Genomic DNA, 12150 nt, shown 5'->3' with positions numbered 1-12150 from the left:
ACTCCTGTTATTGCGTTATTGCATGAAAGGACCCCAGGACGGCTCGCGGACATCGCCGGACTGGAGAGACAGAACCTGCCGGGTACGCCCGTCAGTGGACACCGCCGCCAGTACCGAGCGGCCGCCCACGCGGGTGGCGTATAGGATGTACTTGCCGTTCGCGGCAAAGCTCGGCGCTTCGTCATTGGACGTATCGGTCAGCGAGGTGACGTCGCCGTTGGTCAGGTCCTGCAGCTGCAGCTTGAAGCCGCCCGAGCGCGTGATGTACGCCAGATACTTGCCGTCCGGCGAAATCCGCGGGCTCACGTTGTAGCTGCCCTTGAAGGTCACGCGCTGCGCGCTGCCCGCTTCCTCGCCGCCTGCCGGCATGCGATAGACCTGCGGTGCACCGCCGCGGTCGCTGGTGAAATAGATGCTCTTGCCGTCAGGCGAATACTGCGGCTCGGTGTCGATCGCGCTGCTGCGGGTCAGGCGGCGAATACCCGAACCATCGGCATTGACTTGGTACACCTGGGTATTGCCATCGCGCGACAGCGCCACGGCCAGGTGCTGCCCATCGGGCGACCACGACGGCGCGCTGTTATTGCCCTTCTGGTTCGACACCAGCGTGCGCTTGCCCGTGGCCAGGTCGTGCACGTACACCACCGGCTTCTTGGCTTCGAACGAGACATAGGCCACGCGGCGGCCGTCCGGCGACCACGACGGCGAGATGATCGGCTCGTTGCTGGTCAGCGCAACCTGCGAGTTCTGGCCATCCGAATCGGAGATCAGCAACTGGTAGCGGCCGCCGACACGCGACACATAGGACAGGCGCGTCGCGAACACGCCACGCTCGCCGAGCAGCTTCTCGTAGATGTAGTCGGCGATCTTGTGAGCCGTGACACGCAACTGGCCCTGGTTGACGTTGAACGCCAGCCCGCCCAGGCTCTGGCCCTTGACGGTGTCGTAAAGGCGGAAGCGCACCTCGTACTGGCCGTTGCCCGAAGGCGTCACGCTGCCGGCAACGAAGGCATCGGCGCCGCGGCTTTTCCAGCTTCCGAGATCGACATTGGCCGACTCGGCCACCGTGGCACCGCCCGGATCAACGTTGCGGAGACGGCCGCTGCGCGCGAGGTCGCTGCGAATGATGGCGGTTAGGTTCTGCGGGGCTTGGGCCTCGCCCTGGAAGTTCGCCGTGGCGACCGGGATCTGGCTCGCGCCAACACCGGAGATCTCCACGTTCAGTTGCGCCTGTGCGGCGCCGGCGGACAAGGCCAGCGCGGCGGCCAGCCAGGCCATCAGTGCGTGCCGGCCAATCAATCGGGTCGCGGCCTGGTTTGCGTGGTGCCGCTTCGCGGACAGCCAGTTGGGGGCCCAAAGCTTTCGCATGCTGCTCCTCAGTCGATTTCAAGATTCATCGGGCACGGCAGGCAGACAGCGGAACAGGCGTGGATGCGCACGGCGCATGCCCGTTCCGCGTGCAGATCGCACGCTGCCGGCCGCGTCAGGCAACCTGTCATGGTAGCGGTGGGACTGGCACCGGTTAATGAAGGTTGCATTATGTTGCAATTCATGGCGCCCGGGTCACTTAATCCTTGGGTCGGAAAGTGATGGTGAAGCTCGCGGGCGCCTTGCCGTTCTCGTCGCGCGGCAGCGGATCCGACCGCTCGACCGCGCGCAGCACGGCGTTATCCCAGGCTGAATTGCCGCTGGACTTGGACAGGCGCGCCGACATCAGCGAGCCGTCCGGCGCCAGTTGCACCGAGACCACCGCGGTCGGATTGCCAGGCACGTCTTCCGTGAACACGATGTTCGGCTTCACGCGGCGGCGCACGCGGTCTGGGTAACCCGGCGAGGCCTTGCCACCGCCGCCGGCACCGGCGCCCGCGGTATTGCCCACACCGCCGCCGCCCTGCCCGCCCGCACCAGCACCGCCGGCCAGCGCCTGCAGGCGCGCCAGTTCGCCTTTGCGCTGCGCGTTCGCTGCGGCCTCGCGCTTGGCCTTGGCTTCCGCATCCGCCTTGGCCTTCGCCTGAGCTTCGGACTTGGCCTTGGCTTCGGCGTCAGCCTTCGCCTTAGCCTGGGCCTGCGCTTCAGCCTTGGCCTTCGCGTCGGCCTCTGCCTTGGCTTTTGCCTTGGCATCCGCTTCCTTGCGCTCGCGCTCGGCCTGCTCGCGGCGTTGCTGATCCTGTTGCGCGGCCTTCTTCTTCGCGTCTTCCTTGTGTTGCGCTTCCTTACGCTCCGCTTCCTTACGCTCCGCTTCCTTACGCTCCGCTTCCTTACGCTCCGCTTCCTTACGCTCCGCTTCCTTACGCTCCGCTTCCTTACGCTCCGCTTCCTCGCGCTGGGCTTCCTTGCGCTGGGCTTCCTTGCGTTCGGCCTCTTTGCGATCGGCCTCTTTGCGATCGGCCTCTTTGCGTGCGGCTTCCTTGCGCGCAGCCTCTTCCTTGGCGGCCTGCTCGGCGGCTCGGCGCTTCTGGCGCTCAAGCGCGATATCGGCGTCTTCCTCGATCTTGCTCTTTACCTCGGGCGCCGGCGGCGCGGGCCGCGGCTGGACCACCGGCTCGGGCGCAGGCGGAGGCGGGGGCGGCGCGGTCGTGGCCGGGATTTCGTCCCACAACTCGGCTTCGGAGCCGACCGGCGTGCTGCTCTGCCAATGCACGCCGTAGTACAGCACGATGCCGAGCAGCAGGTGCATGAGGAGCGCGAGCAGGAAGGAACGCAGGGTCCCCCGCTCCTTCACCGGCTGGTAAGGATAGGCAACAGCGGTCGTCATGGGGCGCGGCATTCGGACAGGCATCTCACGCAGGCGGCGCGTTCTACTTTGACTTCACCATCAGGCCGACACGCTTGATGCCATCGGCCTTGAGCACGGACATGACGTCGAGCACGGACTCGTACTTGACCGAGCGGTCCGCGGCGATCACTACGGGCTGGTCCGGGTTCTCGTTCTGGCGCTGGTGCACGAAATCGAGCAGGCCGTTCTTGTCGAGCTTGTGCTCGAACGAGTTGCCGGCGTTGTCTTTGCCGCGCGCGGTCAGGACCCCGTCCTCCCGCACCGTGACGACGATCGGCGGGGCCTTCTGTTGCGGCGTGGCATTGGCCACGGTCGGCAGGTCGACGACGGCGGGGCTGACGATCGGTGCCGCCACCATGAAGATGACCAGCAGCACGAGCATCACGTCGATATACGGTACGACGTTGATCTCGGCACTGGCCCGGCGGCGTGATCCGCCGCGGCGCTGAATGGCTGCCATTGCTGGTCTCCTGGGCGTTCAATCGGTCAGCGGGTCTGCCGCTGCAGGATGTTCAGGAATTCTTCCATGAAGCTTTCGAACCGGATGGCCAGACGATCGATCTCGGTGGCGTAGCGGTTGTAGGCGATCACGGCCGGGATAGCGGCGAAAAGGCCGATCGCGGTCGCCACGAGGGCTTCCGCGATGCCGGGCGCCACCGATGCGAGCGTCGCCTGCTGCACATTGGACAGGCCGCGGAACGCGTTCATGATCCCCCAGACGGTCCCAAACAGGCCGATATAGGGACTGACCGAGCCGACCGAGGCCAGGAACGGCAGGTGCGATTCGAGTACGTCCATTTCGCGCTGGTAGGCCGCGCGCATCGCGCGGCGGGCGGCGTCGAGCAGTGCGCTGGCTTCGTTGCCGCGCTCGCGCGCCTTCAAAAATTCGCCCATGCCGGACTCGAAGATCCGCTCGAGGGCGCCGGTGTTGTGCCGGTTGTTGACGGCACTGTTATATAGCGCCTGCAGGTCGCCGCCGGCCCAGAAGTCGCGTTCGAAACCTTCCGTCTGCGTGCGCGCCGAGCGCAGCGCCAGATGCTTACGGAAGATATAAGTCCAGGAAAACAGCGACATGACGAGCAGCAGCGCCATGACGGCCTGTGCGAGCAGGCTGGCATGTAGCACCAGCGAAATGATCGACAGGTCTTGCGTGACGGTCACGGGATTCATCGGGCGGTCTTGATGGTGGCCAGGACAGGGGCGGGAATGGGAGACGGGCGGAAAGTGCTTCGGTCGACACAGCCAACGCGGATCTGGCCGCTGGCGAGCAACGTCTCGCCGCGCCAGGCCTCTTGCGCGAACTGCACCGAGGCCGGTCCGACCCGTTCGATACGCGTGCGAATCTCAAGCTGGTCGTCGAGCCGGGCGGGCGCATTGTAGTCCACTGCCGTGCTGCGGACGATAAAGACCACGCCGGCCTCATCGGCCAGCACCTGCTGTTCGACACCAAGCGAGCGCAGCCACTCCGTACGGGCGCGCTCGAAGAATTTGAGATAGTTGGCGTAGAACACTACGCCGCCCGCGTCGGTGTCTTCCCAGTACACGCGCAGGGTCCAGACAAAGTTTGTCATGGCCGGGATTGTAACGGAGAGCACGACAGCTTCGGTGTTAACCCGCAGGACGAGTTTGCAACAGCAAGTTGCGGGGCGCGCCAGGGCTTGGGTTGCGGGCCGTTTGCCGCGGCTTGCGGCAAATCCCCGCCTCACGCTACACTGCGGCCAACCATTCCACCTTGCGCGACTGGCGATGTCAGTGGGTACTACCACGAGGAAGCGCAAGTTCTCTGGCGTGAAGTTCAGACGCCTGCCGCTCGCCTGGGCAGCGAATGGGAAGCAGGGTGCGCCCTGCGCCGACGGTTCATCGACCCGCCGGCGTCGGCCGCCAATCGCTTTCCCCGCGCGCCCTACCCCGATGCAGTGATCGGATTCCCTTTTTTCAGACGAGTTTCGCCATGTTCGAACGCAGCCGCTATACGATCGACCAGATCGACCCCGAGGTCTTTGCCGCTATCCAGAAGGAAAACCAGCGCCAGGAAGACCACATCGAGCTGATCGCCTCCGAAAACTACACCTCGCCGGCCGTGATGGCTGCGCAAGGCTCGCAACTGACCAACAAGTACGCCGAGGGCTATCCCGGCAAGCGCTACTACGGTGGCTGCGAGTACGTCGACATCGTCGAACAGCTGGCCATCGACCGCGTCAAGCAGCTGTTCGGCGCCGAAGCCGCCAACGTGCAGCCGAACTCGGGCTCGCAGGCCAACCAGGGCGTGTACTTCGCCGTGCTGAAGCCGGGCGACACCATCATGGGCATGAGCCTGGCCGAAGGCGGTCACCTGACCCACGGCATGGCGCTGAACATGAGCGGCAAGTGGTTCAACGTGGTCAGCTACGGCCTGAACGCGCAGGAAGACATCGACTACGACGCGCTGGAAAAGCTGGCACAAGAGAAGAAGCCGAAGCTGATCATCGCCGGCGCATCGGCCTTCGCGCTGCGCATCGACTTCGAGCGCATCGGCAAGGTCGCCAAGTCGATCGGTGCCTACTTCATGGTCGACATGGCCCACTACGCCGGCCTGATCGCCGCGGGCGTGTACCCGAACCCGGTGCCGCACGCCGACTTCGTCACCACCACCACGCACAAGAGCCTGCGCGGCCCGCGCGGCGGCGTGATCCTGATGAAGGCCGAGCATGAGAAGGCCATCAACTCGTCGATCTTCCCGGGCATCCAGGGCGGTCCGCTGATGCATGTGATCGCTGGCAAGGCCGTCGCGTTCAAGGAAGCGCTGACGCCGGAATTCAAGGCTTACCAGGAACAGGTGGTCAAGAACGCCGCCGTGCTGGCCGAAACGCTGATCGCGCGCGGCCTGCGCATTGTCTCGGGCCGCACCGAAAGCCACGTGATGCTGGTCGACCTGCGCGCCAAGAACATCACCGGCAAGGAAGCCGAGCGCATCCTGGGCGAAGCGCACCTGACCGTGAACAAGAACGCGATCCCGAACGATCCGGAAAAGCCGTTCGTGACCTCGGGCATTCGCGTCGGCTCGCCGGCCATGACCACGCGCGGCTTCAAGGAAGAAGAAGCGCGTATCGTCGGCAACCTGATCGCCGACGTGCTGGACAACCCGCACGACGCGGGCAACATCGCCAGCGTGCGCGAGCAGGTTTCCGCCCTGACCAAGCGTTTTCCGGTCTACGGCTGATGCTGTGCATGGCCGCCCGCGAGGGCGGCCGGCAGCCCCGCGGGCGCGCCACCGCGCCGCTTGCGGGCCTCGCCAACCTGCCCTACTGCCATAGAAGGACAAGATACCAAGGCGGCCGGGCTCAATTCTGAAGGTGGTCAGGCATGAAATGCCCCTTTTGCGGACATTCCAATACCCAGGTGCTCGACACCCGCATGTCGGAAGACGGCGATGCCGTACGCCGGCGCCGGCGCTGCGAAGCCTGCGACCGCCGCTTCACCACTTACGAGCGGATCGAACTATTCTTTCCGGCCATCGTCAAGAAGAACGGCTCGCGCGTGGACTACAGCCGCGCCAAGCTGAAGGATTCCATGCGCCTGGCGCTGCGCAAGCGCCCCGTGTCGGCTGAAGCCATCGACGAGGCCATTACCCGCATCGAAGAAAAGCTGCTCGCCCTCGGCCAGAAGGAAATTCCCAGCAGCCAGGTCGGTGAACTGGTCATGCGCGAACTGCGCAAGCTCGACAAGATCGCCTATATCCGGTTTGCTTCCGTGTATCGGAGCTTTGAGGATGTCGCCGAGTTTTCCGATGTGCTGGCCGAGGTGACGTCAGGGAATAGCAAGCGCTAGAGCGTGGCCGCCCCCTCGGCGTCAGCGCTCCCAGCAATTCTGCAGGTACGCCGCCGGGTTCGCGCCAACGGTATTCAGACGCGTGCCGGCCTGATCCAGCGTATAGGTGCCGCAGGCATCCGTGGCATCCACGGGAACAGCCTGGAGCAGATAACTGTTCGCAGTCAGCGAATTGGCAACGATCGAAACGTTGTAGCGCACGCGCGTACTGTCGCGCGGCGACGTCCGCAGCCCCGCCGGCAACGCAAAAGCATTCCCGCCCACGTCCTGGTTGTAGCGCCCGTTGACTGAGCGGAACCGCTCGAGCACCTGCGCGGCTTCCGTCATCATGCCGCGCGCGTCGGCGCGGTAGCCGCGCCGCACATACTCTGTGTAGTTGGGAATGGCGATCGCGGCCAGGATGCCGAGGATGGCCACGACGGCCATCAGTTCCATCAGCGTCATGCCTTGAGCCAGGCGCCGGGTGCGGCATAGACCCGTGCTACCCCGGTGTGCCAGAGTGCGTGCGTTCATTGCGAAATCTGCCTCCATGAAAGGCGGTTGCGTGCGACGTTGCCTTGTTCGACGACGCTGATGACCTCGCCGGTTGTCGCGCTGGCCACTTTCAGGTGGCCACCCCCTCCTCCGCCTCCACCGCCGCCCCCTCCCCCACCGCCGCCTCCGCCGCCACCGAGGAAGATGGTCGAGCCGAAGTTGCCTTGCTGGGACAAACCCGAGACGACCAATAACTTGTTGCTCGAGTTCGTCACCTTGTCCGAGGCGTCGATCTTGCCGTCGCTGTTGACGTCAAGTACCGAATAGTTCAGCGCGGAGCCGTTCAGTGCCGAGAAGTCGAGCAGGTTGGAACTGATCCCGCCCACGCACTCGTCGGTGGACGGCGTCAGCGTCGTGATCACCAGGCGCTCCGCGTCCACTTTCGGTTTCACGACGACGCGCTCGCCCTGCGTCAGCAAGTCGATGACCCAGCCCTTCTGCTTGGTGTAATCCACTGTATTGCCAGTGAGCGTGTACACCGTGCGCGACACACCGCCTACGGTCATGCTCCCCGAGGTCAGTGTCTGGGGTTGCAGATTTGCCCGGGTGGCCGTGGTCGTCTGATCGTCCCAGACTCCATACACCGAGTTGTATCCGGTCGCACCCGAGTCTGCTGTGTCGTAGAAGCGGCCGGTGCCGAAGGTCAGCAGGAACCCCTTTTTCGGATCCTTCGGATTGATCAGCGCCGTAGGCGCGGCGGTGATCGGTTGCGCCACCGGCGTCTTGTTCACGCCGTCCACAGCGGTGAACAGCGGCACACCTTGCGTGGTGCCCATGCGCGCTGCCCATGCCGTCGGGTTGGTGTCGGAAAGATCGAACTTCCACAACCTGCCCTTCAGGTCGCCCGCGTAGGCCGCCTGGATGGTGAGGTTGGTGTCGTACACCACTTCCGGACTGCCAAGGCCGTTGCCGTTGCCTGACGTAGCCGTTTCCTTCGGGTCCGCATAGATCTTGCGGATGCCGCCGGTACCGAAGGGATTGGCCAGGTCAACGACATAGAGCACCGCCTTGCCCGATCCGCTCTCGTAGCCATTGCCGAAGATCGCTACCCACTTGCCGCTGTTCAGGCGCCCGATCACCGGCGTGCCGATGGTGTAGCCAAGGTCGGTTTCGGTATCGCCCGAAATTTCCCACATGACCTTGCTGGCGTCGAAATTCGCCGGATCGGTAATGTCCAGCGCGAACATCGCCTTGCCGCCCGAACCCATGCCGCCGATGAGCACGGTCTTCCAGCTGGCCGAGGTCTCGCTGGTACGCTGGAAGTAGGCGTCTCCTGAAGCAGGCGTCGCGTCGACGAAGAAGCGATGGATATAGTCCGGCGAGGCCAGCGATTTCACTGCGTTTCCGCCGACGATCGCCTGGTTGGGCATGAAGGCAAACTTCTCGACGCCGGTCAGCGCATCGAATCCGTGCAGCATGCCGTCGTTCGCGCCCACGTAGATCATGGCGCGGCGATTGGCGCGATTGTTAGACAGGAACGAGAAGTAGCTGCGCCCTTCCGTGGACTTCAGGAAGTCGTAGCCCGAATCAGCTGCCTTCACGTAGATCGGCGACGAATTGACGATATCGCCCAGGATGTTCGACACCAGTGTGCCGGTGCCGTTGTCGGTCACGCGGTCGCGATACTTGCCGCCGTTGCGCTTTTCCAGCGTCGTATCGCCGCGCAGGTAGGCCACCATTGCCTTGTCGCCCCCGAGCGCGGTCTTCTGCGTCGTGGACAACGAGGTATCGGTATCACTGGCCCACGTGAATGGCTTGCCAACCGGCGCGGTGCCCGCGGACCACGTGTAAATGCTGCGGCTCCCCGCCGCAGGCATTTGCTGGTACGCATTCCAGTTCAGCGTGGAGAAGGCCTGGTCGTCAGGATTGTAGGCTTGCGACAACAGTTCGCCGGTCCACGCGCCGGAGCGGAAGCGCGTCAGGAACAGTGCCGTGTCAGTGTTCAGCGTGGTCGAGTTGGTCGCGGCCGACGACGACGAGCCGCTGCGCGATGCGATCTGCGACAGCGCATTGTTCAATGCCGCCGTCAGCCCGGACGCATCGCCCGCGCTGTAGTTGTCGCCGCGCGCATTCACGGCGGCGTGCCACAGATCATCGATCTTGGTCTGGTCGCTGGTTGAAGCCTTGGGCCAGGAAATCGTGCCTGCCTTCAGCTTGTCGAGGATCGCCGAAAGCACGTCGGCCCGCGGCGTATTGGGATTGCTGGGCTGGTTGGCCGGAGCCGACTCCAGTGTTCCTTTCACGCCGACGCCCAGCGTGAACGTGACCAGGTGCTGCCAGAAGGCCTCGTCGCGCGCGTTGGTCGGCACACGGTTCTCGGCGCTGCGCAAATCGTTGACCCAGTACTTCATGGCAACGTCCGCGAGCGTATTGCTGTAGCTGTCCTTATAGGGATTCTTTGGCGAGTACTGGTAAGCGGTGCCCGATACCGGTGCAATGCTGGAACCTTTGGTGCTGTCCACATCGCCGACTGACGTGGAGTCGGAGTAGTAGCCGTCCGTGGAAAGGATGTGATAGCTGGCGCGGCACGCGCTTTCCGGCCGGCCAGCCGACTCGATCCACGGCTGCGAATTATTCTGGAAGTACTTGCCGACCGTGTCCATGGCACCGAGCAGCGGCGTACCGTTGGCGGTGATGTCCAGCGAATAGAAATCCTGATAGAAGGCAGCCTTGCTCGTATCGTCGAACGGTGCCACGGGCCGCTTGATCCCCGTGTACGAACCGCTCCCCGACTTGGTGTTGTCGTTGATGGTGGTATAGCCGACGCGGATCGACTGGTTCTGCGACGCGAACGCCTGTCCGACGGCCGCGCGCATCGCCAGGATCCGCGATCGGTAGTACTGGAACCAGTTGGCGAAGTTCTGGATTTCCTCGGCGTAGGTGCAGGCAGTCCTCGACGCGCAATCGGTGCGTTTGCCATTCTGCGCATACGTGGAGCCAGAGCGGATTTCGATGCGGCTGAAACACTTCAGGTTCGAGGTGCTGTTATTGCAGCCCGACAGCGTCGAGTCGTAGCGGTAGTAGAGCGCGGGATAGAACTTCACCGACTTGCTTGAGTAGCTCTTGCCGTCGTCGCTGAGCCAGTACGCCGTGACGGTATTGTCCTGCGTCAGGTTCATGGAACCGTTGCTGGTCATCATCGGGTTGTAGTAGGCCTTCGCCGGATCTGCATTCTTGAGATTGCCGGAAGGGTCGTACCACGGCCGATAGGTCACGTCCGGGTTGTAGTAAGAGAGGTTCAGCGCCGCCGTCCTGTATCGCGCCGCCGCCAGCGATGTGCTGCTGAAATTGACGACCGACGCCTTGTTGCCCGAATAGACGGAACCGTTCGCCGAATAGACCTGCCCGCCGGATGGCAGCGGGAATGCGTAGATCAGCCAGCCACCGCTGTCCGGCGTCAGGTCCCAGTTGCTCTCCGTACCGTTCGGCGACAGGCTCTCGGGCGTGATCTCGAACATCATCGAGCCCGAGTCATCCAGCGTGAACATCACGTTCGGTGCGACCGACGTTGCAAAGATCAGCGGCTGCTGCGACACCGCGGCAAAGCTTGTCGCCACGGGCGCAAGAGCCATCAGCCCCGCCAGGGTTGCCGCCAGCGCCCTGCGGAACGCCTTGGTATATCGGGTATAGCCTGTCATTGCCGTACCTCCGACTGGAGCGTGACCTGGGTCTGGGCATTGATACCGGTGCCCAGCGCGGTGATCCGATAGTGAATGTTGATCGGCATGCCCGTCTGCGGATTGCGCACGCGGGACGGGGTGCGGATTTCCTCGATGAAGCACCTTGGCGTGGCGGCCGCCTCGCTCAGCGTCACGCCGCTGGTCGCCGGGACGACGATGACATTGGTGTTCGGTTCGCTGTTCACGCTGGTGTCCCAGTTGGTCGGCACTTCCCAGAACTGCTTGCCGTTGGCATCCAGATAGCCGAGCTTTAAATTGCCCGCGCTGTCGAGGATGGGCGCGCTGGCATTCACGACGCTGCTCATGTCCTTGCGGTACATGCGGTTGAACAGTGCCGCAGGTTGTCCGGTGACAACGACGCCCTCGCAAAAGCGCAGGCCGAGTTCGGCCGCCTGGAATGCCACCTGGTGGTCTCGGTTGTTGCCGGCCAGGCGTTCATCGAACAGGCTGCCGCGCATGCTCCAGGCAGCCAGCAGCGAGATGACCACGACGAGCACGAGCGCCACCACCAGTACCACGCCCCTTGCATGGCGCCTGCCGCCCGACGCCGGGAGCCCAAGGTTTGCCCGATGCCTGCTCATCTATCCCACCCGGTTGCGCAGCGCAAAGCTGCTGTAGAAACGGCGGCGCACCCTGCCGTCGGCAACGTTCTGCACCGCGTCGTTGCAGTCGCGGTAAGTCGTAGCGACATCCCCATTCGCCGGCGTGGCATCGAACACCAGCAGGCATACGCGCACGCTGACCACGCGGTTCCAATCGGCCGCGACCATGCCGCTTGCCGGCGTGTACTGCGTGACGTTGGCTGAGTCCGCATCCTGCGCAAGCCCATAGGTCAGTTGCAGGTCCTGCACGTTCTCGAGAAGGGGTTCGGGCGTCGACAGTGCAGTCGTGTTCTGGTCCGACCCCCTGCACATCAGCGTATTGCCCGCGACGTAAAAGGCGTTCTCCGCCATCGCGCGTGCGACGGGTATCGCGCGGCCATTGCAATCCGTCGTGCTGGACAAGGAGCCGTCAATGCGCAGGTAGCGGACCGTGACAGCGTCCGGGTTACTGTTCGCGACTGCGATGCACGCGCCCGTCACCACGTTGGAGAACCCGCCCTCGCACCCTTGTACCGGTGCACTGTCGAACGTCACGGGTCGCGCGCCAAGCAGCGACAGGTCGACGCGGCCCAGGCCGGCCAGACGCAACTGGTCGCCGATGACCGACAACGCCCAGCGAGCACCGTCATCGGCGCTGCGCAGTCCTTCCTGAGTCCGGCTGCTGCGCTGGCTCGACAGGTAAAAGGCGATGATCGCGCTGAGCAGCAGCAGGCCGATGACCAGAGCGATCATGATCTCCACGAGCGAGCGC

The 12150-nt window shown here is 64.1% G+C and carries 11 protein-coding genes and 1 riboswitch; of the genes, 2 read left to right on the top strand and 9 right to left on the bottom strand.

The window, feature by feature from the left end:
• Positions 1-15: 15 nt before the first annotated feature.
• The 5 genes from tolB to ybgC form a co-directional block, all read right to left on the bottom strand.
• Complete coding sequence (gene tolB / locus K2O51_RS16455; RefSeq protein ID WP_011296980.1) at positions 16-1368, bottom strand: Tol-Pal system beta propeller repeat protein TolB; 1353 nt, start codon at positions 1366-1368, stop codon at positions 16-18.
• A gap of 199 nt (positions 1369-1567) precedes the next feature.
• Complete coding sequence (gene tolA / locus K2O51_RS16450; RefSeq protein ID WP_425332995.1) at positions 1568-2755, bottom strand: cell envelope integrity protein TolA; 1188 nt, start codon at positions 2753-2755, stop codon at positions 1568-1570.
• Between the two features lie 43 nt (positions 2756-2798).
• Positions 2799-3236 (bottom strand): protein TolR, encoded by a 438-nt coding sequence (gene tolR, locus K2O51_RS16445; protein ID WP_011296978.1) that lies wholly within the window; start codon positions 3234-3236, stop codon positions 2799-2801.
• 26 nt (positions 3237-3262) lie between these two features.
• Positions 3263-3946, bottom strand: coding sequence for a protein TolQ (gene tolQ, locus K2O51_RS16440; RefSeq protein ID WP_011296977.1), 684 nt, complete (start codon positions 3944-3946; stop codon positions 3263-3265).
• The gene (ybgC, locus tag K2O51_RS16435) at positions 3943-4347 is read right to left on the bottom strand and encodes a tol-pal system-associated acyl-CoA thioesterase (RefSeq protein WP_011296976.1); all 405 of its coding nucleotides are present in this window, start codon (positions 4345-4347) and stop codon (positions 3943-3945) included. Before ybgC ends, tolQ begins: the two co-directional genes overlap by 4 nt.
• Before the next feature lie 155 nt (positions 4348-4502).
• Positions 4503-4603: riboswitch (ZMP/ZTP riboswitch) on the top strand.
• A 124-nt stretch (positions 4604-4727) separates the two neighbouring features.
• Between ybgC and glyA the strand changes: the two genes are divergently transcribed.
• Complete coding sequence (glyA, locus tag K2O51_RS16430; RefSeq protein WP_011296975.1) at positions 4728-5975, top strand: serine hydroxymethyltransferase; 1248 nt, start codon at positions 4728-4730, stop codon at positions 5973-5975.
• Positions 5976-6118: 143 nt separating this feature from the next.
• Positions 6119-6583: a transcriptional regulator NrdR gene (nrdR, locus tag K2O51_RS16425; protein ID WP_011296974.1), complete on the top strand. Its 465-nt coding sequence runs from the start codon at positions 6119-6121 to the stop codon at positions 6581-6583.
• A 21-nt stretch (positions 6584-6604) separates the two neighbouring features.
• Here nrdR and K2O51_RS35565 read toward each other — a convergent pair whose 3' ends face one another.
• The 4 genes from K2O51_RS35565 to K2O51_RS16405 are packed head-to-tail and all read right to left on the bottom strand — an operon-like array spanning position 6605 to position 12131.
• A complete protein-coding gene (locus K2O51_RS35565; protein WP_011296973.1) occupies positions 6605-7096 on the bottom strand; it encodes a type IV pilin protein in 492 nt (163 codons plus the stop codon).
• Positions 7093-10755 (bottom strand): pilus assembly protein, encoded by a 3663-nt coding sequence (locus tag K2O51_RS16415; RefSeq protein WP_220631397.1) that lies wholly within the window; start codon positions 10753-10755, stop codon positions 7093-7095. Before K2O51_RS16415 ends, K2O51_RS35565 begins: the two co-directional genes overlap by 4 nt.
• Positions 10752-11378, bottom strand: a complete 627-nt coding sequence (locus K2O51_RS16410) for a pilus assembly PilX family protein (RefSeq protein ID WP_011296971.1) — start codon at positions 11376-11378, stop codon at positions 10752-10754. The genes K2O51_RS16415 and K2O51_RS16410 overlap by 4 nt, the downstream gene beginning before the upstream one ends.
• Positions 11379-12131: a PilW family protein gene (locus K2O51_RS16405; protein WP_220631396.1), complete on the bottom strand. Its 753-nt coding sequence runs from the start codon at positions 12129-12131 to the stop codon at positions 11379-11381. It abuts the gene before it with no gap.
• Between the last annotated feature and the right edge of the window lie 19 nt (positions 12132-12150).

This window comes from Cupriavidus pinatubonensis (assembly GCF_019602855.1).
GTDB lineage: Bacteria > Pseudomonadota > Gammaproteobacteria > Burkholderiales > Burkholderiaceae > Cupriavidus > Cupriavidus pinatubonensis.
This window is presented reverse-complemented; position numbering and strand designations above follow the sequence as displayed.

Coding starts and splice junctions, on each gene's coding strand:
- tolR (WP_011296978.1), bottom strand. CDS start 3,236: ATGGCAGCCATTCAGCGCCGCGGCGGATCACGCCGCCGGGCCAGTGCC.
- ybgC (WP_011296976.1), bottom strand. CDS start 4,347: ATGACAAACTTTGTCTGGACCCTGCGCGTGTACTGGGAAGACACCGAC.
- glyA (WP_011296975.1), top strand. CDS start 4,728: ATGTTCGAACGCAGCCGCTATACGATCGACCAGATCGACCCCGAGGTC.
- K2O51_RS35565 (WP_011296973.1), bottom strand. CDS start 7,096: ATGAACGCACGCACTCTGGCACACCGGGGTAGCACGGGTCTATGCCGC.
- nrdR (WP_011296974.1), top strand. CDS start 6,119: ATGAAATGCCCCTTTTGCGGACATTCCAATACCCAGGTGCTCGACACC.
- tolB (WP_011296980.1), bottom strand. CDS start 1,368: ATGCGAAAGCTTTGGGCCCCCAACTGGCTGTCCGCGAAGCGGCACCAC.
- K2O51_RS16410 (WP_011296971.1), bottom strand. CDS start 11,378: ATGAGCAGGCATCGGGCAAACCTTGGGCTCCCGGCGTCGGGCGGCAGG.
- tolA (WP_425332995.1), bottom strand. CDS start 2,755: ATGACGACCGCTGTTGCCTATCCTTACCAGCCGGTGAAGGAGCGGGGG.
- tolQ (WP_011296977.1), bottom strand. CDS start 3,946: ATGAATCCCGTGACCGTCACGCAAGACCTGTCGATCATTTCGCTGGTG.
- K2O51_RS16405 (WP_220631396.1), bottom strand. CDS start 12,131: ATGATCGCTCTGGTCATCGGCCTGCTGCTGCTCAGCGCGATCATCGCC.
- K2O51_RS16415 (WP_220631397.1), bottom strand. CDS start 10,755: ATGACAGGCTATACCCGATATACCAAGGCGTTCCGCAGGGCGCTGGCG.